This is a genomic window from Desulfobacula sp., from assembly GCF_030145145.1.
GTDB lineage: Bacteria > Desulfobacterota > Desulfobacteria > Desulfobacterales > Desulfobacteraceae > Desulfobacula.
This window is the reverse complement of sequence record NZ_JAQYWD010000005.1, coordinates 39,361-59,175: the sequence shown is the minus strand read 5'-3', so window position 1 is coordinate 59,175 and position 19,815 is coordinate 39,361. Positions and strand designations below refer to the sequence as shown.

Below are 19,815 nucleotides of genomic sequence, written 5' to 3'. Positions count from 1 at the left end.
CCACGACGTCAGCAACAGTTACACCCCACCTCAAGGCAGGTGTTACAGTTCGGGTGCAGGTGCCTGCACAGGCCCAGCGAGTACATACTTTTACCACAGGATGGGCAGACCATGGGGTCCATCTTCTTTGTCACAGGATTATAGTGCAGGCTGATATCTGTTTTTTGACGACCCGACATCAGCGTGACAAAGACAGTGATGCAGGGGGTTGTTACACGCATGGCGGCAACAGGAAAAAAGCCGATTCTAATGCTGTATTTTTTCAATAAATCTTTTTTTTTCACGGCAAGCTCTTCCGGAATCAGATCAATCTTTTCCTGCCGTTCCCGGATCAGTTTATCCGAAATCCCGGTTCTTGAAAGACTTTCTCTCATCTCTTCTTCCAGGGCCCGGTAATATGCTTCAAGGCTTAAAGCGTCTCTTTTTAATCGACGATTCATGCTCCGGACAAAGTCCAGAAGATCGGGTTCCACGGCACCAGGGCCATGGAAACTGACCCATTCATGGATATGTCTGATGTCTTTTTTTGTAAAGGCCTGGGCATTTTTTGTCTGGTACTGCTTTTCTGCATAGGGCATCATCCGGGACATTTCCGGAACACTGGCCCCGGTGTCAAGATTAAAGGAAAAATCCAGCAGTCCTTGTTTCTGTTCGTCACTCTGGGCAAGGAATCGACAGGTCAAAAGAACATACCGGGTCATGGTTTCAGCTGTGCCCTTGATCTTTATTTTAATGCCATGAAATCCAAATTGTTCTTTAATCAGAGTATCAAATCCCTGGGATTTGATGTAATGAAATTTCAACTCCGTCTGAAGAACAGGGAAGGTTGACGCCGCCAGGGATGTAATCCTTTCAAGGAGAATGCTTTGAAGCGCTATGGAATACAGTTTGTGCCCTCCAAAAGTGCTTACTGCGTCCGTATCCTTTGCCACTGAAATTAATTCTTCCACATCCAGGGCCTGGGAAAGGTCTTTTGGCAAAAGGATATTGATCATCTCCCCCGCAGTTTCCAGGACAGCCCCCCTGTCCCTTAGAAAACGACATACAAATTGTGTAAGATCTATATTTTTTCCGGTAACTAACGGTTCAGAGTTCATAACCGTCTCCAAAAAGTTTCTCATCCAGTTCCCGGGTTTTGTCATACCCTGTTTTGGCCCGCTTCAAACTTGCCCCAAGGTTGGCAAAAGATTTTTTGCGATCCTGTTCTGTCGTTGAATTCATCCAGATATCCAGGACCCGGTCGCTGAATTCCGCTTCACCCCTGATTCGGCCGATGATCATGTCTATTTCCCCAATCACCATCTCAAACATATTGATCTTACGGTCAAGGATATCAAGGATATAATCCTCTATGGAACCTGTGGCACAAAAATTGAAAATCTGCACTTCTTTTTCCTGACCTATCCTGTGAATTCGGCCAATCCGCTGTTCTATCTTCATGGGGTTCCAGGGCAGGTCGTAGTTGACCATCCTCGAACAAAACTGGAGGTTTCGTCCCTCCCCTCCGATTTCCGTTGTCACAAGAACCTGGGCCTTGTCTTTAAACGCCTGAATGGCATCATCTTTCTGCTGGTTGTTCAATGATCCGTGGAAAACAGAAAAGGATATCCCGTTCCAGTCCAGAAAATCCACAAGATGTTCAATGGTTCCCTTATATTTCGCAAACACAATTATTTTTTCACGGTCTACCGTGATAATCTTCAACAGGGCTTTGTTCTTGGGGGTGTCCAAAAGGGTTCGGCACAGATTCTTCACAGCCCGAAGCTCTTGTTCATGCGCCAGCAGATAATCTTCTTTTTCCAGCATCCGGACCAGGGTAAGTTCCACAGCCTTTGGTGACGACCCTGCCTGGGCCAGCAGGTTTTTAACAATCAATTTTGCCCTCCCCGCCTTTTTTTCGTTCAAAGACATGATCAGATCTTCCAGTCTTGCATAAAATTCTTTTTCCGTTTTTGTGGGCGCAATACGGATGGTCTGGGCAAATCTTGGCGGGATGTTAATCCCCGCCACTGCCCGGGTGTTACGGATCATGACCTGGCCGAGCAATTCCTTGAGAAGTACCCGGTTCCTGGGATCTGTAGGGTCTCCCCGCTTCATGAATTTTTCCCTGAACGCGGTTGCCGTTTCAAGCTGACCGGGTTTAAGCAGGGTAATGAGATTATAAAGCTCCATGAGGTTGTTTTCCACCGGCGTGGCCGTTAACAGGAGAATAAACCTTTTTTTCAGGGAATTAACCAGTTTCCAGTTCAGGGTTGACCGATTCTTTAAATGATGGGCCTCGTCCACAATGATCAGATCATACTCCCGGGCAGTAATCAGATCCACATTCTTTTTTGATTTGGCCTGATTAATGGAGGCAATGATAAAGGGGGCTTTCCAGAAATTTTGGGAACCTGATTTAAATTCCGGATCATCTGTTGAGGAAACATCCATATGGAACTTTGATTTCATCTCCTGCTGCCATTGGCTCACAAGTGGATTGGGCGTAAGAATAAGACAGGTCTTCACCATGCCCCGCTTAATATATTCCGCAAGTATCATCAATGCTTCAATGGTTTTACCAAGACCCACTTCGTCCGATAGCAGGGCCCTTCCCCGGAACTGCTTCAATACTTTTTTAGCCGTCTCCTCCTGGTACCAATAGGATTTTACCGCAGTTAGAGAAGAAAGACAGATGAGGGTTTCAAACGACTCGACAAATCGGATGCCATGGCTTTGCAGGGCCATTTCATACGTTTCAGGGCCTGCCGGTAAAGGGTCTGACAATGCCTGAAAGAAACAATGATCCTCTATTTTCCAGGTGATGGGAACATCGGGAACAACAGATTGGTGAGATTCAGCAGGAATTTCGGGTTTATCTTTCCTGTCCCTTTTTTTTAAAGGACGGGTTTTTTCTAATTTCTGTGTTCGCTGATGCGGTGGCTTGGAAACAACGGCCTTTGTTTTTTTGTTTTTGATCATTTCTTCATGGGCAATCAACACCCGGCAGGATTCTCTTAGCGCCTGTATTTTTGCCTTGATTTTCTTTTTGTTTCTTATCCTGAGCTGGGGAAACGTTTCAAGCACCTGTTCTGCCTGTTCACAGCATTCCTTGTATCTTTCCAGGGGAAAAAGCTTGAAAAGCCGATCAATTTGCATCTCATCGGTTATTTTTCCAATCCGGTCCAAGCCGGAGAAGGCGTCAAGTTCCAGGGCGGTGTTCCCTGTGCAGGACCCGATATATCCCATGAGATGAAACACCTGCTCTTCCCTGGGCAGGGCACTGCTTGCTCGCTTAATGAATTTGACAGCCCTGTCCATATCACCGGTATCACAAAAATAACGGGCATCTTCGAGAAAAAGCCACCCCTTTTCCCTGGTGGTCTTTTGGACGTTGAGGGTTTTAACCTGTTTCTGCTTTGCTTTGCGCTTTTGCTTTTTTTTATCAACTGTAGATTTTGCCAAACCCTGTCCTGCTTTTATTTGTGAATGGTCAGCTGGGGAAAGGGAATTTCCCAGTTGTTGAGGGTACAGGCATCCACGCACCACCGTTGAATGGCCCGGGACAACCGCTGGTGCAGGGGTGCCATATCCCCTTTAAAATCGGCAATCACCACCATATCAAGGGATGATCCGCCTGCCTGACTAAACTCCACCCTGAGATTTGACAGGCTCTTTTTATAGCCCTCTTTTTCAATCTGGTCGTCAATGTAGGTGTGCAATATCTCAAGGATGCTGCCGGTGGAGTCTTTCTGAAGATCATAGCTGATGCCAAAAGGAATTTTCAGACGAAAACTGACGGAAATATTCAAGGGGGACAAGGCCAGAAAATCACTTGTCTGATAGGTTTTATGAGAACCACCACGCTGAACCAGCTCCACCATCTCGTGGGAGAGGTTTGTGACAACCCCCCGGGTACCGTCGGCAAGGATGACCCAATCGTTTCGCTTACAGGGGAACCAGGGTTCTTGTTTGTGGAACGGCCGGGATGTCTTATTCAGCAATTCCTCAATGGGCAGCCGTAACTTGACACCCAGATAAGGATTTTCAAGTTCGCTGAAAAAATTGATATTCTTCACAAGCCAGGGTACGCCATGAAGAAGTATGCGTTCCCCTTCCCTGACAGCGCCAATATTCAGCATCAGCCGGCTCTGGTGCCAGTATTGGGGAAGGGTATGCTTGGCAGCCCACCCCATCCCCATAATAAAAATAATGGTCAAGCTGAGCAATACCCAGTCTTCCACCACATAAAACACAAAAACAAGGACAAACAGGGTTAACAATACCGCAAGAATTCTGAAAAGGAGGTTGATCACCCTGACATGAAACGGCCTGTATTTTGACGTGTAGCCAGGGATAAACCGAACAAGGGCCCTGGAGAAAACCCGTAAAAAAAGGAAAACGCCCAGACACGACATCATGGCAATAAAGAGAAACAATCCCCGGGTACGAAAAAAATTCTTTATGGAGGTCTGGGAAGTTTCAATGATGGATTTTTCTTCGTTTTCCATTTCCACCAGCTGCATGCTCACGATTTCCAATTTGCTTTGAATCTGTTTTTCAACATTTTGCCATTCCGGCAAAAGTGCTTTTAATTTTGTTTTCAATTCCCTGTCTGTTGACTGTGACATGAGCAGGGTAATATTGTCCACTGCCTGTTTGGCAACCGGCACCAGATCCTGGTAATAAGACTGCTCATCTTTTAATTTTGTTTTGTATCTTGCCCTGACCGTCATCCGCTTTATTTCTTTGATGCCGGGCTCAATCAAACGAACCAGTTCATTTTTCCAATCAAATTTTTCAGCTTTTTTTTCAGCAAACAGCCCCACATCGATGCCCGTGGCAATGCGCTCAAAATCCATACGATAATCATTGAGCTGCTTGTCCAGTTTTTTCAATTCAATATTTAACGCTTCCTTTTCCGCACTGGAACTACTTTTCTTCAACGTCTGATGTTTCTCGCTGATTCTTTTATTCAGCGTTTTTTTCAGTTCGGCAATAGAATGAAGCATTTTCAGAGACGTTTCATTTTTGTTCATCTCTTTTTTTGGTTCAGCAGCTTCTTGTTCCAGGCTTAAAGCAGGGGCATCCATTTTGGTATCATCGGCAAGGACAGAACTGGAAAAATAAAAAAAAAGAACCATAAAAATAATGCGGGGAATCATTGATACCATCTCCTAATTCGGTTGTTCATATTTCAAAAGCAACATTATCATTTAACGCTTTCGGTCTTCAGCTTTAAAGGACGGGGTCGGCATCTGTTTTCTGTTGTCCTTGGTCCAAACCGGTATCGTTTTGACTTTATATCTTTTATCTATTCTCAGAGTGATATTCAAGTAAAAACTGCTGAAGATGAAAGAATCAAAGTTGCTCGAAGGGGTTCTGACAAATGACTCATCCATTCATCCTTCATTATTTTTGCTTTGACAAGAAGACTAAGCTGACGTATCGTTAAGGCATAAACAGAATATGATTATCGTCTTATTTCTACCGCATGACCACAATGGCGTAACCCTAAAATATTATGGAGGATCTATGCGAAATATTCTTATAAAGGACATTATGACGTCCATCTCTGACTATGCAACGATAAAAGAGGATCAGACGTTATATGATGTTTTCCAAATACTCGAAACGGGTAAGACCTCATCAAAACCGGTTCATCAGGATCTGATTGTAGTGAATGATACGGGTGAGTTCAAGGGAAAGGTCACGATGATTGATATTTTCAGATCCCTGGAACCCAATTATAAAAAACTCAATATTAACTATACCAACGGGACCTTGACAAAAGACTATGTGCTAAAAGCCATTAAAGATTTTGACCTCTGGTTGGAGCCGGTGAAGACTTTGTGTGAAAGGGGCAGCGGCATAAAAATTTCCGAATTAATGCATATACCGGAAAGCTATGAATATGTCCAGGAAACCGATTCTCTGGAAAAGGCACTCCATGAATATGTTATGGGCGTTCACCAGCCATTGATTGTCAAAAAAGAAGACCAGGTGACCGGCATGCTTCGATTTGAAGACCTTTACAAAGTGGTCAGGGACCATATACTTGCTTGCAGCATTTAACCCGGCACCCCAAAAAAAATACAAATACCGGACAAAATGGTATAGAATCGGCAACTGGCATGGTTCAACACATGAAACAGGTAAACTGACCCGGAGCCCGGCGACATCATGACAGGCCCAGACAAACTGGAAAAAATAACCGATTTCCTTATAACCTCAGGCTGGGTCAAAGGGCCTTTTTCCGTGTCCTTCCTGGCAGCCGGGGAGTACAATGCCAACTATCTCGTCAAAAGCGGTACCGGTTCCACTGTCCTGCGTATCAACCACGGCAGTCAACTCGGCCTGGGAACGGACCAGATTACTTACGAATACAGGGTACTCAAGGCCCTGTCCAGTTCCGGGGTTACCCCACAGCCCATTGCCTGCCATCCCCACCCGGAGCCCCTGGGCGGGGGCGCCCTGCTCATGACCTACCTGCCCGGCAAGGCCCTGGACTATGGTCGGGATCTGGACAAAGCCGCCTATATCTTCGCCCGGGTTCATACGACCCCCCTACCCCGGGGCCTGGTGGTCCAGGCTGATCCGGTGATGGATATTGCCCGGGAGAGCAAAGACCTGCTCAACCGTTTTCCCGATCATCCCCTGGTAAAAGAACGGGATCTCATCCGGACCTATTATGATACCATCCTGTCCCTGGCCGACGAGACCCGGACCCTGTTTGCCGACGAACCCCGCTGTCTGGTCAATACCGAGGTCAATTCCGGTAATTTTCTTGTCAGCGATGCCGGGGCATATCTCGTGGACTGGGAAAAAGCAGTGGAATCTTATCGTTACCAGGATCTGGGCCATTTCATGGTCCCCACCACCACCCTCTGGAAAAGTGATTTTCGCCTGACCCTGGATGAAAAAAAATATTTTCTTACGGCCTACCACCGGGAGGCCTGCCCGGACATGGACCCGGATGTCATGATTCAAAAGACCCGGGTAATGGAGAAAACCATCCTGCTGAGAGCCCTGTCCTGGTGTTTCATGGCCTGGTATGAATATACCCATACTGACCGCCCCCTGCAGAACACGGATACCTTTGCCAAAATAAATCAATATCTTTCCGATATCCCATGGATCTTAAACTCTGTCATATAACCAAACGGTTCCGGAAAAGGACCGTTCTTAAGGATATCAACTTTGATGTCGGCCCCCGGGAGCTGGTGTCCATTGTCGGACCTTCCGGGGTGGGGAAAACCACCCTGCTCAAGATCATTGCCCAACTGGACAAACCCGACCATGGAGAGGTGGTTTTTTCCCGTCCGCCCACCCGGGCGCACCCGGTCATTATTGTCTTCCAGGACTATGTGCTGTTCCCGTCCATGACGGTGAGAGACAATATCGGGTTTGGCTTAAACGCCCGACACCTGGGAAAAAACGAGATCCGAAAACAAGTGGAGCAAATGCTCGTCTATTTTCAGCTGACCGAACAGGGGGATCAATATCCAGCCCAGCTGTCTGCCGGGCAAAGCCAGCGGGTGGCCATTGCCCGGGCCATGATCGTCAGCCCGGCAGTGCTTCTCCTGGACGAGCCGTTTGCCAACCTGGACCGGAATCTGAAAATGGAAACGGCCCGGTTTATCCGGAAAACCCAGCAGGAATTCGGTATTCCCACCATCAGTGTCACCCACGACCTGGAAGAAGCCTTTGCCATGTCCGACCGCATTGGTATTCTACTGGACAAACGCCTCCAGCAGTTTGATACCCCCAGAAAGGTCTATTTCAATTCCGCATCCCTGGATGTGGCAAAATTTTTAGGCCCGGTGAACATCATTCCGGAACACCAGTTCGCCCTGTTCCAGATCGCCGGCAAGGGCTCCGAACAGATTCTGGCCCGGCCCGAGAATCTTGCCATACACCCTGGCCGGGACGGCCCCGGCCGCATCCGGGAAAAAGCCTTTGCCGGTCACTACACCGCCTATACCATAAGTATTGGAAACCACACCTACACAGCGTACAGCCATGATGACCGGTACCAGACCGGCCAGCAGGTAACGCTGAAACTTACTTCCCTTTAAAGGAGCCAACATGCTAAAAAAACACATTGCCCTCATCGCCTTCTGGATTCTTTTCATGCTGCCGGGTCCGGCAGCGGCCAAGAACACGGAGGATTCATTATTACAGATCCCTTTCCAACAAATTGCCGAACAGGCCCGGAACCATCAGGTCAGATGGTACATGTTCGGGGGATGGGCCCATGTCAATGCCTGGGTGGATACCTATGTGGCAGGAGAGATGAAAAAACGATACGATATTGATCTGGTAAGGGTCCCCATGGACGCCGGGATCTTTATCAATAAACTGCTCAATGAAAAGGCTGCCGGGAAAAAAACCGGCAACATCGACCTGCTCTGGATCAACGGGGAAAATTTTAAAAATGCCAAGGAAGCCGGACTGCTGTTCGGGCCCTTTGCTCAACAATTGCCCAACATCCGAAAGTATGTGGATCCCGAAAGCATGGCCCATGATTTCGGCTATCCCGTGGAGGGATATGAAGCGCCCTACGGCAGGGCCCAGTTTGTCTTTGAATATGACACGGCAGCTGTCAGCGCCCCCCCCCAGACCATCACCGGATTAAACGAATGGATCCGGGCCAACCCCGGCAGTTTCACCTATCCCCAACCCCCGGATTTCACGGGTTCCGCCTTTATCAGACAACTGTTTTACGCTGTCACCGGCGGCCATGAACAATATTTGTCCGGCTGGGACCCGGACCTGTTTGCACGAAAAGCACCCCTGCTCTGGAACTGGCTCAACGCAATCGAACCCTTTTTATGGCAAAAAGGGCAGACTTATCCCAAGGACAGCGCTTTTCTGGATACCCTTTTCTCCCGGGGAGAAGTGGCTTTTGGCATGTCCTATCATCCGTCCCACGCCCAGAACAAAATCCTGGAAGGCAGCTATCCCAAAAGCGTCCGAACCTTTGTGATGAAAGACGGTTCCATCTACAACACCCATTTTACTGCCATTCCGTTTAATGCGCCCAATAAAGCAGGTGCCATGGTGTTAGCCGACTTCCTCATTTCCATGGATGCCCAGCTGTCCAAATACCATCCGGACAAATGGGGCGATTTTCCCGCCCTGGATCTCAAGCGGCTGAACCCGAAAGAACGCAAACAATTTCAATCCGTGGACCTTGGCCCGGCCACGCTGGGATCAGATACGCTGAATCCCGTGGCCGTGCCGGAAATACCATCCGATTACCTGGAGGCTTTGGAGCAGGGCTGGAAGGAACATGTCCTGGACAATTAAGCACTGCCTCAGGCTCAGCCCTTTGATACTGCCCTACCTGGTCCTTTTCTGCGGCGGGGTATTCCTGACGGTCTGCCAGTCTTTCGGCATCCTGACCCCGCTGCCCCATGAGGGCGGGGCACTGGATGCCTATGCCAAGCTGCTGGCCGATCCAGCCTTTTTTGCCTCATTCTTCTTTTCTCTGGGGGTAGCGGCCGTATCAGCCCTGCTGGCCGTGATAACCGGGACAATCCTGGCCTACCGGGTCTGGCAGCTACCCAGACAACTGGCCACGGCTTCACTGGTTTACAAAATCCCCCTGATCCTGCCCCATATTTCTGTGGCCTTTGTGATCCTGATTTTCTGGAGTCCGTCGGGCATCGTGGCTTCGGTGGCCCATTGGCTGGGGGTTATCCAGACCCTTCACGACTTTCCCAACCTGCTGTATTCCGGCTGGGGAATCGGAATGATCCTGGCCTACACCCTCAAAGGCACGCCCTTTTCCATGCTGCTGGTCATGGCGTTGCTGTTCAGATTTGATGTTCGCCAGATTCAAACCGCGACCATGCTCGGGGCATCGGGTCTGCGGATTTTTTTTACCATTGTTCTGCCCCGCCTGGCCCCGGCATTGCACACCGGCTTTATCATTCTATTCCTTTACAGTTTCGGGGCCTTTGACATCCCTTACGTTTTAAGCGAAAGCCGACCCGGCATGCTGAGCATCCATGTCTACAATCTGTATTTCAAACATGACCTTGCCCGGCGCCCCGAAGCCATGGCAATTCTGGTCATCATGTTCTGCTTTGCCGTGCTTTTCATTATCGCCTATTCCAAAATCGTCAACCGCCTGGAATCCGGGGTCCGAAAACTATGAAACATGCTGCCACATTTCTGGTCCTGATACTGCTGTTTGCTCTGCCCGTGGTTGTACTGGCCCTGGTCAGCCTGGCCCCGGGGTGGCGGTTCCCGGATGTCTGGCCGGCCGATTTCAGCATCAAGGGCCTGATCTATCTGGCCCAGCATCAACGCCAAATCCTGATGTCCCTGGGATCCTCCTGCCTCTTTTCCCTGCTCACAGTCCTGACCACCCTGCTGATGTGCCTGCTTCCGGCCGCAGTCTTTGCCAGGAGCAACTTTTCGGGCAAAGCCCTGTTGGAAGGATTGCTCCTGGCACCAGCCCTGGTTCCCCCCATGACCTTTGCCATGGGCCTCCATTTTTTGTTTATCAAATTTTCCCTGGCAGACACCCTGGCCGGAGTTGTTCTCATCCTGGCCATGTTCAGCTACCCCTATATGTTCAGGTCCCTGGTGGCGGGATTTCAAACCATGGGAAAAGACTATCGGCTCTGCGCTGAAAACCTGGGTGCCGGAACGATGTCCATACTGCTGCAGGTAGAACTGCCGCTGCTCATGCCGGCAGTGATTGCCGGAGGCAGCGTGGTCTTCCTGGTGGCATTTTCCGAATATTTCCTGGTCTTTCTCATCGGCGGCGGCAGTGTAGACTCCTTCACCGGCACCCTGTTTCCCCTGCTCAATTCATCCAATCGATCCCTGGCCGCCATCTTGACATTAATTTTTTTATGTCTGCCCATTGTGCTGTTCCTGGTCATTGATACGATTTTGGTTCAGGCCTACCGAAAAAAGGGGATGATCTGAAAACCCGTATGCCGTGTTTCATTCACTTGCGATAATCGTCGACATAACCCGCATTGATTCCGGTCCGGAGGGATGCCATAACCCATTATTTAGTGCTTGACTTGACCGGTTTATTCCCATAAATAAATTGACATAAAGTCAAACCTGTTCCATTTGTAGGCATGACATATTCAATGACTGTACTTTAGATATACACGCTATTGTTTTTAACGCATTACGTTAACCTCGAGCAAGGAGGGCTTATGAAATCCAAAAAATATGTATTGCCGGATCAAGACATGCCGCGACAATGGTATAACATCATGGCGGATATGCCAACGGCCATGGAACCGCCGCTTCACCCCGGAACCGGACAGCCCTGCGGGCCGGATGATCTTGCCCCGATTTTTCCCATGAACCTGATTGAACAGGAAATGAGCACCGAACGCTGGATTGACATCCCGGAAGAAGTTTTAGACAAATATGCCATCTGGCGGCCATCCCCCCTGTATCGTGCCTATAACCTTGAGAGAGCCCTGGATACACCGGCTAAAATTTATTTTAAAAACGAAGGCGTCAGCCCTGCCGGCAGTCATAAGCCCAACACGGCCATTGCCCAGGCCTATTATAATAAAGTCGCCGGTACAAAAAAAATCACCACTGAAACCGGGGCCGGCCAGTGGGGCAGCGCGCTTTCCATGTGTTGTTCATTTTTCGGGATTGAATGTAAGGTGTTCATGGTTAAAATTTCTTACAATCAGAAACCGTATCGCCGATTGATGATGGAAACCTGGGGAGCGAATTGTACGGCCAGCCCCAGCACGGAAACAAGGGCCGGCCGAAGCATTCTTGAAAAAGACCCCGATTCTCCGGGAAGTCTTGGCATGGCCATCAGTGAGGCAGTGGAAGAAGCCGTCGCCGATGATACCGCCAAATATGCGTTGGGCAGTGTGTTAAATCATGTCATGATCCATCAAAGTATTATCGGCCTTGAGGCCATAAAACAGATGAAACTGGCCGGCGATTATCCCGATATTATTATTGGCAGCGCCGGTGGCGGCAGTAATTTTGCCGGTCTTGCCATGCCCTTTGCCCAGGATAAAATAAACGGCAGGGATATTGACATTATTGCCGTGGAACCGACATCCTGTCCCACCTTGACCCGGGGACCCTTTGCCTATGATTTCGGAGACACCGTCCAGATGACACCCTTGTTGCCCATGCACACACTGGGGCATAATTTTGTCCCGGCACCCATCCATGCCGGGGGGTTGAGATATCACGGCATGGCACCCATTGTGAGCCAACTGGTCCTGGATGGTATTGTCCGGGCCGAATCTGTTCAGCAGCTGGAAACCTTTAAGGCAGGGCTCACCTTTGCCCGGTCCGAGGGCTATATCTCTGCACCTGAATGCAACCATGCCATTGCCATGACCATCAAAGAAGCCCTTAAGGCCAAAAAAGAGGGAAAGGAAAAAACCATCCTGTTCAACTGGAGCGGTCACGGACTTGTGGATCTGGCTGCTTATGAATCTTATTTCAGGGGTAAATTGTCTGATCATGAGCTGCCCCAGGCACAAATTGATGCAGCCTTAAAAGACCTTGAATTCTTACCCAAACCCAGGCAGGCAACCTGAAAATAAATTTAACCAGCCGCACCCGTCTTTGGATCTGACACTAACGGCTGCGGCCAATTATAAGGGGCACATATAAAATGGATACAGACACAAACAAAAATCCCGATGCACTTCCGTCAGACCCCCCGAAAGATGAGGTCACCATCCGATGTCCACGGCTTGGACATGAAATCAATTTTCCCTATTGCCGCTCTGAAAACAATGGGCTTCCCTGTTTTAAAACCCTGGACTGCTGGCATACCCGCTTTAATGTCCATGACTATCTCATGCGCAAATTGACAGAAGAAGACTTTAAAAAGGCCTTCTTGAACCAAGGGAAACCCAAAATACTGTCATTGTTTGATTTGATTGAACAAGCCAAACAAAGAAAAGGACAAGAAAAATGATCTATTTAAAACAGGTAAATATCCATTCGGATAAATTTCCTGTTTTGGATTTTTATCCCTTTCATCTGAAGATCTTCCAAGACACGGACACCCTTTCCTTTGACACGCCCATTACCTTTTTTATCGGTGAAAATGGTACAGGCAAATCAACCTTGCTTAAAGCCCTGGCCATTCGATGCGGTATCCATATCTGGCAAAGTGAATTCAACTTAAGATATGAGAACAATCCCTATGAAGAGGACCTGTACAAAACCATTTCCGTTCAATGGGAAACGGCGCCGGTACCCGGATCGTTCTTCGGGTCCCAGATTTTTTCCCATTTCGCAAAAAACCTTGAAGAATGGGCACTTAATGATGCGGCCATGCTCAATTATTTCGGCGGGAAATCTTTGATCACCCAATCCCATGGTCAGTCGCTCATGTCCTATTTCCAATCCAGATACACCATCAAGGGAATATACTTTCTGGATGAACCGGAAACGGCTCTGAGTCCCTCTTCTTTGATTGAATTGTTAAACCTTTTAATCAAAATTCAGCGACAGGGTCATGCGCAATTTATCATTGCCACCCACTCCCCTTTTTTGCTGGCCTGTCCACACTCTCGGATTTACAGCTTTGACACCCCCAGAATTGAACCCATAACGTATAAAGATACCGAATATTATCAACTTTATAAAAATTTTATGAATCATCCTGAAAAATTCATAGAACCCGACCCTGACTGATGGAATTAGAATGACGATTCCTTCCGACACGGCCTTGAATACGGTGAGTGTGCCCGATAATTTCCATCAGGTATTTCTCACCGCCCAGAATTATGTAAGACATTACTTTTCCGTGGCCCAGTCAGACCCTGAAAAAGGGCTCATCGAATTTTCAGGTGAGCGGTATATCCTTATCCGGGCGGCATCCTTGTCAAACGAATTCTTTGACATGATGGCGCTTTTGTATAAAGACCGGGGGGAGGAAGAAGCCAGAAACCTGTCGTTCAATTTTCTTTTTGATATTGCCCATTCCATTGGAAAGGCCGATGCTAAAAGCTTTTTCTCCAAAATGAAGGTGACGGACCCCATTGAAAAGCTGTCAGCAGGACCGGTCCATTTTGCCTATACCGGGTGGGCTTCCGTAAAAATACATCCCCTGTCCAAACCCACACCGGACGAAAATTTTTATCTGATTTATGATCATCCGTATTCTTTTGAAGCCCAGTCATGGCTGGACCAGGGCAAGAAAACAAAGTTTCCGGTTTGTGTTATGAATGCCGGATATTCATCCGGCTGGTGTGAAGAAAGCTTTGGTGTCTCCCTTGTCACGGCAGAAATCGAATGCCGGGCAAAAGGCGACCGGCACTGCCGGTTTATTATGGCGCCCCCATCAAAAATAAAGCAGTATATCAACAACTACAGTAAAAAAGCCTATATCAAATACGAACATTATAAAAAAATAGATATTCCTGAATTCTTCAAGCGAAAACGCGTTCAAGACGACTTAAGGAATCACAAGGCCCATCTTGAACAGGTTATTCAACGACGAACCGACAAACTGAAAAAGGCCAATCAAGGACTTGAGGAAGCCAATATCGCCTTAAAAGTGATGTTAAAACAGATGGAACAAAAAGAGAAAGCAGATAAAGAAAGTTTTTTAATCAACATCAAACACTCTATTCTGCCCTATCTTAAACAACTTGGAGAAACAAGCATAAGCCATGAACAGCAAGTTCTTCTGGACCGGCTTGAAAAAAACATCCATGACATCACCTCCCCTTTGATCAGCAAACTGTCATCCACATACCTGAACCTGACACCCATGGAGATCAAAGTGGCAACACTTGTAAAAGAGGGGGTCACCAATAAGGAAATTGCCCAAAGCCTGAATGTATCTTTCAATACCATTACATCGCATCGGTATAAAATACGGACAAAACTGGGGTTAAAAAACAAACCCAAAAACCTGCGCTCCTACCTGCTTTCCCTGGAAGAATAGTTATTTTTTACCACTATTTTATCACCATTTTTACAGCCTTGACGTCCTTTTTTAATCCTCATATACAAAATGAACAGTATTTTTTTATTAATTTCCATTAATAAAGGAGGACTATCATGCGAGTACTTGTCAGTGACCCCCTCTCCACCGTGGGCATTGAAATTTTCAAAAACACCCCGGGCATTGAAGTTGATGTAAAAACCGATTTAAGCCCATCCCAGCTTGAAGACATCATCGGGGTCTACCATGGTTTATCCATTCGAAGCAAAACAAAAGTAACGGAGGAGATGCTTGCCAAGGCAAAAAACCTCAAGGTCATCGGCAGGGCCGGCATTGGACTGGACAATGTCGACATCCCCGCCGCCACCCGGGCCGACATTGCCGTGATGAACACACCGCTGGGCAATGCCATTACAACGGCAGAACACACCATTGCCATGATCATGGCCCTTTCGCGCAATATCCCCCGGGCAACCGCCACCCTGAAAGACGGTAAATGGGAGAAAAAAAATCTTCGGGGCCGGGAAATATACAACAAGACCCTGGGGCTTGTGGGTATCGGCAACATCGGCAGTCTGGTGGCCGAGCGGGCCATGGGGCTTAAAATGAAAGTCATCGGGTGTGATCCGTATCAGGATCATGACAGCATCGAACGCCTCGGCATCCGCCATGTCTCTTTTGATGAAATACTGGCAGAATCAGACTATATCTCCATTCATACACCCAAAACACCTGAAACCACCAATCTGTTCAACAGGGAAACCCTTTATAAAATGAAACAGGGTGCCATGCTGATCAATTGTGCCAGGGGTGGCATTATCAATGAAGACGACCTGCATGAGGCTTTGGTATCAAACCACCTTGGCGGAGCCGCCCTTGATGTATTTGTCACCGAACCCCCGGGAAAGATTTGTCTGATGGATCTGGACAATTTCATCTGCACGTCTCATCTGGGGGCGTCCACCCATGAGGCCCAGGACAATGTGGCCCGGGATGTGGCCACCCAGATGGTGGATTATCTGCTAACCGGCAATGCCCCCAATATCGTTAATCAAAAGTAATAACGGCTCTTTTGGAGCCGCTATTTTTTTTCACCCAATAAAAGGAGGAGTTATGAGGACCAAAAAGTATATGCTATCTGATCAGGACATGCCCAGAAAATGGTACAACATCATGGCAGACATGCCAACTCCCATGGAACCCCCTCTTCATCCCGGCACCGGCCAGCCCTGCGGACCGGATGATCTTGCCCCGATTTTTCCCATGAACCTTATTGAACAGGAAATGAGCACCGAGCGCTGGATTGATATCCCCGAAGAAATCCTGGACAAATATGCTATTTGGCGGCCCTCTCCTCTGTTCCGGGCCTACAACCTTGAGAAAGCCCTGGATACCCCTGCAAAAATCTATTTTAAAAATGAAGGGGTTTCTCCTGCCGGCAGTCACAAACCCAACACAGCCATTGCCCAGGCCTATTATAACAAGATGGCCGGTACCAAAAAGATCACCACGGAAACCGGTGCCGGACAATGGGGCAGTGCCCTTTCCATGTGCTGTTCCTTCTTTGGCATTGAATGTAAGGTGTTCATGGTAAAGATTTCCTACAATCAAAAACCCTATCGCCGACTCATGATGGAGACCTGGGGCGCCAATTGCACGGCCAGCCCCAGCACTGAAACAGCGGCCGGCCGTTCAATCCTGGAAAAAAATCCGGATTCTCCGGGCAGTCTGGGTATGGCCATCAGTGAAGCCGTTGAAGAAGCTGTTTCCGATGAAAACACCAAATATGCCCTGGGCAGTGTGCTCAACCATGTCATGATCCATCAGAGCATCATTGGCCTTGAAGCCCAGAAACAGATGGAGATGGCAGGAGACTATCCTGATGTCATCATCGGCAGTGCCGGCGGGGGCAGTAATTTTGCAGGCCTTTCCTTCCCGTTTGCCCTGGACAAAATCAATGGCAAGGATATCGACATTATTGCCGTGGAGCCCACCTCCTGTCCCACCCTGACAAGGGGGCCCTTTGCCTATGATTTCGGAGATACCGTCCAGATGACACCCTTGCTGCCCATGCATACACTGGGTCATAATTTTGTACCGGCACCCATCCATGCCGGTGGTTTACGGTATCATGGCATGGCACCCATTGTCAGCCAGCTGGTCCTGGATGGCATCATCAGAGCCGAATCCATTCACCAGATGGAAACCTTCAAGGCCGGTATGACCTTTGCCCGGTCTGAAGGGTATATTTCTGCACCCGAATGTAACCATGCCATTGCAATGACCATTCGAGAAGCCCTTAAGGCCAAAGAAGAGGGCAAGGAAAAAACCATCCTGTTCAACTGGAGCGGCCATGGCCTTGTGGATCTTGCAGCCTATGAAAACTACTTTAGAGGCAAGCTTGCCGACCATGATCTTCCCCAGGAACAGATTGATGCGGCATTAAAAGATCTTGAGCCCTTACCCAAACCCAGACAAGCCACCTGATTAACTCCTTAGTTTGCAAACCCGGACCCTGTTTCATCATTCAGGATCCGGGTTTGCCTTTTGTCCATTAAAACAACCGATAAGGATCCCATGCCATGCAAGATAGAATCCATAATTTTAATGCCGGACCTGCCGCCCTGCCCCTGACCGTTCTTGAAGAAATCAAGGACTCGTTTTTAAATTTCGCAGGCAGTGGTATGTCCATTACCGAAATCAGCCACCGGTCCAAATGGTTTGATGATGTGATTAACGATGCTGTTGAACGGACGAAACGACTGTTAAAGTTAGATGACCAGTATAAGGTGCTCTTTGTCCAGGGAGGTGCCAGCATGCAATTTTGCATGGTGCCGTTAAATTTCCTGTCCAATGGCGAAAGCGCAGACTATATCAACACGGGGACCTGGTCAACAAAGGCCATTAAGGAAGCACAGATTCAAAACAAACCCATAACAATTGTGGCCTCTTCTGAAGATAAAAAGTTCTGCTATATCCCCCGGGATATCGCCTTCAGCCAGGATGCAGCGTATGTGCATCTGACCTCCAACAATACCATTAAAGGCACCCAGTTTGCGTCCCTTCCTGACACCGGTAAAATCCCCATGGTGATCGACATGTCTTCGGACATCATGTCCCGGCCGATGGACATGAGCCATATCGGCATGATCTATGCCGGTGCCCAGAAAAATATCGGACCTGCCGGGGTGTGCATGGTTATCATCCGGCAGGATCTGCTGGACCGGGTACCGGAAAACATCCCGTCCCTGCTCAGCTATGCCACCTTTGCCAACAAAAATTCCATGTATAACACCCCGCCCTGTTTTTCCATTTATACGATTCAACTGGTCTTAAAATGGCTGGAAGAAACCATTGGCGGGCTGGAAAAAATGGATGCGATAAATCGTCAAAAAGCCGGTCTGCTATATGATTTCCTGGATGGCTCAAGCTTTTACAGGGCCACTGCGGAAAAAGGGTCCCGATCTTTAATGAATGTCACCTTCCGCCTGCCGGATGACGGTCTTGAAAAAACCTTTGTGGCCAAGGCCATTGAAAACCACCTGGGGGGCCTGAAAGGTCACAGGAGTGTGGGCGGATGCCGGGCATCCATTTATAATGCCACAGGCATAGCCGCTGTCAATGACCTGATCTCATTTATGAAACAATTTGAACAGACATCCGGATAGGGAATGACCCTGCCGCGCTGAATACGGCTGCGGCAGGGTAAAAAAAATTATTTCACACTGTCAATGGCGCGTTTAAATCCTTCCAGAGAGTCGGAAATGGTTTTGTCCGGCACGGCATAGGACAGCCTGAAATGACCGGGACCGCCAAATGCGATTCCCGGAACAGCAAGGATATGATTGTCTTTTAAAATACCCACAAATTTTATGTCGTCAGCGATGGGACTTTTGGGAAACAGGTAAAATGCCCCATCGGGGATATCAAATTCATACCCTGCGGCATGAAGTCCGTCACTGAAGATATCCCGTCGTTTTCTGTAAATTTCAATATCCACGGTAACACCCTGGAGCTGACCCACTACCTGCTGGAAAAGGGCCGGGGCATTGACGTACATCATGGTATTGGTTACGCCTGCAGCGGCTGCAATAATGGCCGCATCTTCGGCTTTAGGATGAACGGCCAGATACCCGATTCTCTCGCCTGCCAGGGAGAGTTCTTTAGAGTAGGAGGACAATACAATGGTATGGGGATACACATCAAACATGGCGGGTACTTCCACGCCATAGACAATTTTTCTGTAGGGTTCATCGGAAATCAGATAAATCCGTTTTCCAAATTTTTCACTTGCCCCATCCAGTATTTTTCCCAATGCCAGCAGTTCCTCTCTGGTATAAACGACACCAGTCGGATTATTGGGAGAGTTAATCAACAGGACCCGTGTATCTGCTGTAATGGCCTTTTCAATGGCATCCAGGTCCAGGTGGAAATCAGGGAATGAGGCAACCGTTTTTAAATTTGCACCAGCAACATACGCATACTGGTTATACCCGACAAAATAGGGGGCCGGTGTAAGGATATCCTCACCCGGGTTCATCAGGGCCCGCAATATATCATTTAATGCCCCTGCCGCACCCACGGTCATCACAATCAGATCAGACGTGAGCCCCACATTGTATTCTTTGTTCAGATGGTCTGCCACAGCCTGGCGGACATGGGGATATCCCGGATTGGGCATATACCCGTGGGATGTCGTTTCATTGTTAATCAGATTCAGCAGGACCTCCTTGACAGCCGCCGGGGGGGGGACGTCCGGATTTCCAAGGGAGAAGTCGTATACATTATCGGCACCAAACTTTTCTCTCATCCGTATCCCTTCTTCAAACATCTTCCGGATCATGGACGCTGATTCAACCATTTTAACCATTTTATCTGCTATAGGCATGTGATTTTCCTCCGAA

Annotated in this window: 17 protein-coding genes; 13 read left to right on the top strand and 4 right to left on the bottom strand. The window is 48.3% G+C overall.

Features of this window, described 5'->3' with window-relative positions; translation table 11 throughout:
- Positions 1 to 8: 8 nt before the first annotated feature.
- From Q1Q15_RS03685 to Q1Q15_RS03675, 3 genes are read right to left on the bottom strand one after another with little or no spacing between them, the layout of a single operon-like run.
- The gene (locus Q1Q15_RS03685; RefSeq protein WP_300456804.1) at positions 9 to 1,097 is read right to left on the bottom strand and encodes a hypothetical protein; all 1,089 of its coding nucleotides are present in this window, start codon (positions 1,095 to 1,097) and stop codon (positions 9 to 11) included.
- Positions 1,087 to 3,444 (bottom strand): SNF2-related protein, encoded by a 2,358-nt coding sequence (locus Q1Q15_RS03680; protein ID WP_300456802.1) that lies wholly within the window; start codon positions 3,442 to 3,444, stop codon positions 1,087 to 1,089. Before Q1Q15_RS03680 ends, Q1Q15_RS03685 begins: the two co-directional genes overlap by 11 nt.
- A 14-nt stretch (positions 3,445 to 3,458) precedes the next feature.
- A complete protein-coding gene (locus Q1Q15_RS03675) occupies positions 3,459 to 5,144 on the bottom strand; it encodes a hypothetical protein (RefSeq protein WP_300456800.1) in 1,686 nt (561 codons plus the stop codon).
- 370 nt (positions 5,145 to 5,514) lie between these two features.
- Between Q1Q15_RS03675 and Q1Q15_RS03670 the strand changes: the two genes are divergently transcribed.
- From Q1Q15_RS03670 to serC, 13 genes are all read left to right on the top strand, one after another.
- A complete protein-coding gene (locus tag Q1Q15_RS03670; RefSeq protein WP_300456798.1) occupies positions 5,515 to 6,054 on the top strand; it encodes a CBS domain-containing protein in 540 nt (179 codons plus the stop codon).
- 108 nt (positions 6,055 to 6,162) lie between these two features.
- Positions 6,163 to 7,137 carry an aminoglycoside phosphotransferase family protein gene (locus Q1Q15_RS03665; RefSeq protein WP_300456795.1) on the top strand — a complete coding sequence of 325 codons (975 nt, stop codon included), beginning with the start codon at positions 6,163 to 6,165 and terminating at the stop codon, positions 7,135 to 7,137.
- A complete protein-coding gene (locus Q1Q15_RS03660; RefSeq protein WP_300456792.1) occupies positions 7,113 to 8,057 on the top strand; it encodes an ABC transporter ATP-binding protein in 945 nt (314 codons plus the stop codon). The genes Q1Q15_RS03665 and Q1Q15_RS03660 overlap by 25 nt, the downstream gene beginning before the upstream one ends.
- 10 nt (positions 8,058 to 8,067) lie before the next feature.
- Entirely contained in the window at positions 8,068 to 9,291 is a 1,224-nt protein-coding gene (locus tag Q1Q15_RS03655) for an ABC transporter substrate-binding protein (protein ID WP_300456789.1), read from the top strand.
- Positions 9,275 to 10,144: a sugar ABC transporter permease gene (locus tag Q1Q15_RS03650; RefSeq protein ID WP_300456786.1), complete on the top strand. Its 870-nt coding sequence runs from the start codon at positions 9,275 to 9,277 to the stop codon at positions 10,142 to 10,144. Before Q1Q15_RS03655 ends, Q1Q15_RS03650 begins: the two co-directional genes overlap by 17 nt.
- Positions 10,141 to 10,926 carry an ABC transporter permease subunit gene (locus Q1Q15_RS03645; protein WP_300456783.1) on the top strand — a complete coding sequence of 262 codons (786 nt, stop codon included), beginning with the start codon at positions 10,141 to 10,143 and terminating at the stop codon, positions 10,924 to 10,926. Before Q1Q15_RS03650 ends, Q1Q15_RS03645 begins: the two co-directional genes overlap by 4 nt.
- A 242-nt stretch (positions 10,927 to 11,168) precedes the next feature.
- Positions 11,169 to 12,542, top strand: coding sequence for a TrpB-like pyridoxal phosphate-dependent enzyme (locus Q1Q15_RS03640; RefSeq protein WP_300456780.1), 1,374 nt, complete (start codon positions 11,169 to 11,171; stop codon positions 12,540 to 12,542).
- Between the two features lie 77 nt (positions 12,543 to 12,619).
- On the top strand, positions 12,620 to 12,928 hold the full coding sequence (locus tag Q1Q15_RS03635) for a hypothetical protein (RefSeq protein ID WP_300456777.1): 309 nt from the start codon (positions 12,620 to 12,622) through the stop codon (positions 12,926 to 12,928).
- Positions 12,925 to 13,653: an AAA family ATPase gene (locus Q1Q15_RS03630; RefSeq protein ID WP_300456774.1), complete on the top strand. Its 729-nt coding sequence runs from the start codon at positions 12,925 to 12,927 to the stop codon at positions 13,651 to 13,653. The genes Q1Q15_RS03635 and Q1Q15_RS03630 overlap by 4 nt, the downstream gene beginning before the upstream one ends.
- 10 nt (positions 13,654 to 13,663) lie before the next feature.
- Complete coding sequence (locus Q1Q15_RS03625) at positions 13,664 to 14,911, top strand: LuxR C-terminal-related transcriptional regulator (protein ID WP_300456772.1); 1,248 nt, start codon at positions 13,664 to 13,666, stop codon at positions 14,909 to 14,911.
- Positions 14,912 to 15,027: 116 nt separating this feature from the next.
- The gene (locus Q1Q15_RS03620) at positions 15,028 to 15,972 is read left to right on the top strand and encodes a hydroxyacid dehydrogenase (RefSeq protein WP_300456769.1); all 945 of its coding nucleotides are present in this window, start codon (positions 15,028 to 15,030) and stop codon (positions 15,970 to 15,972) included.
- A 52-nt stretch (positions 15,973 to 16,024) separates the two neighbouring features.
- Positions 16,025 to 17,398 (top strand): TrpB-like pyridoxal phosphate-dependent enzyme, encoded by a 1,374-nt coding sequence (locus Q1Q15_RS03615; RefSeq protein ID WP_300456767.1) that lies wholly within the window; start codon positions 16,025 to 16,027, stop codon positions 17,396 to 17,398.
- A 95-nt stretch (positions 17,399 to 17,493) separates the two neighbouring features.
- Positions 17,494 to 18,579, top strand: coding sequence for a 3-phosphoserine/phosphohydroxythreonine transaminase (gene serC, locus Q1Q15_RS03610; protein WP_300456765.1), 1,086 nt, complete (start codon positions 17,494 to 17,496; stop codon positions 18,577 to 18,579).
- 47 nt (positions 18,580 to 18,626) lie between these two features.
- Here serC and Q1Q15_RS03605 read toward each other — a convergent pair whose 3' ends face one another.
- Entirely contained in the window at positions 18,627 to 19,799 is a 1,173-nt protein-coding gene (locus tag Q1Q15_RS03605; RefSeq protein ID WP_300456763.1) for a pyridoxal phosphate-dependent aminotransferase, read from the bottom strand.
- Positions 19,800 to 19,815 lie beyond the last annotated feature (16 nt).

What these genes read in the sequence shown, in the direction of transcription:
- Q1Q15_RS03665 (WP_300456795.1), top strand. Translation starts at nt 6,163, where the DNA reads ATGACAGGCCCAGACAAACTGGAAAAAATAACCGATTTCCTTATAACC.
- serC (WP_300456765.1), top strand. Translation starts at nt 17,494, where the DNA reads ATGCAAGATAGAATCCATAATTTTAATGCCGGACCTGCCGCCCTGCCC.
- Q1Q15_RS03625 (WP_300456772.1), top strand. Translation starts at nt 13,664, where the DNA reads ATGACGATTCCTTCCGACACGGCCTTGAATACGGTGAGTGTGCCCGAT.
- Q1Q15_RS03655 (WP_300456789.1), top strand. Translation starts at nt 8,068, where the DNA reads ATGCTAAAAAAACACATTGCCCTCATCGCCTTCTGGATTCTTTTCATG.
- Q1Q15_RS03620 (WP_300456769.1), top strand. Translation starts at nt 15,028, where the DNA reads ATGCGAGTACTTGTCAGTGACCCCCTCTCCACCGTGGGCATTGAAATT.
- Q1Q15_RS03675 (WP_300456800.1), bottom strand. Translation starts at nt 5,144, where the DNA reads ATGATTCCCCGCATTATTTTTATGGTTCTTTTTTTTTATTTTTCCAGT.
- Q1Q15_RS03605 (WP_300456763.1), bottom strand. Translation starts at nt 19,799, where the DNA reads ATGCCTATAGCAGATAAAATGGTTAAAATGGTTGAATCAGCGTCCATG.
- Q1Q15_RS03635 (WP_300456777.1), top strand. Translation starts at nt 12,620, where the DNA reads ATGGATACAGACACAAACAAAAATCCCGATGCACTTCCGTCAGACCCC.
- Q1Q15_RS03650 (WP_300456786.1), top strand. Translation starts at nt 9,275, where the DNA reads ATGTCCTGGACAATTAAGCACTGCCTCAGGCTCAGCCCTTTGATACTG.
- Q1Q15_RS03685 (WP_300456804.1), bottom strand. Translation starts at nt 1,097, where the DNA reads ATGAACTCTGAACCGTTAGTTACCGGAAAAAATATAGATCTTACACAA.
- Q1Q15_RS03670 (WP_300456798.1), top strand. Translation starts at nt 5,515, where the DNA reads ATGCGAAATATTCTTATAAAGGACATTATGACGTCCATCTCTGACTAT.
- Q1Q15_RS03630 (WP_300456774.1), top strand. Translation starts at nt 12,925, where the DNA reads ATGATCTATTTAAAACAGGTAAATATCCATTCGGATAAATTTCCTGTT.
- Q1Q15_RS03615 (WP_300456767.1), top strand. Translation starts at nt 16,025, where the DNA reads ATGAGGACCAAAAAGTATATGCTATCTGATCAGGACATGCCCAGAAAA.
- Q1Q15_RS03660 (WP_300456792.1), top strand. Translation starts at nt 7,113, where the DNA reads ATGGATCTTAAACTCTGTCATATAACCAAACGGTTCCGGAAAAGGACC.
- Q1Q15_RS03640 (WP_300456780.1), top strand. Translation starts at nt 11,169, where the DNA reads ATGAAATCCAAAAAATATGTATTGCCGGATCAAGACATGCCGCGACAA.
- Q1Q15_RS03645 (WP_300456783.1), top strand. Translation starts at nt 10,141, where the DNA reads ATGAAACATGCTGCCACATTTCTGGTCCTGATACTGCTGTTTGCTCTG.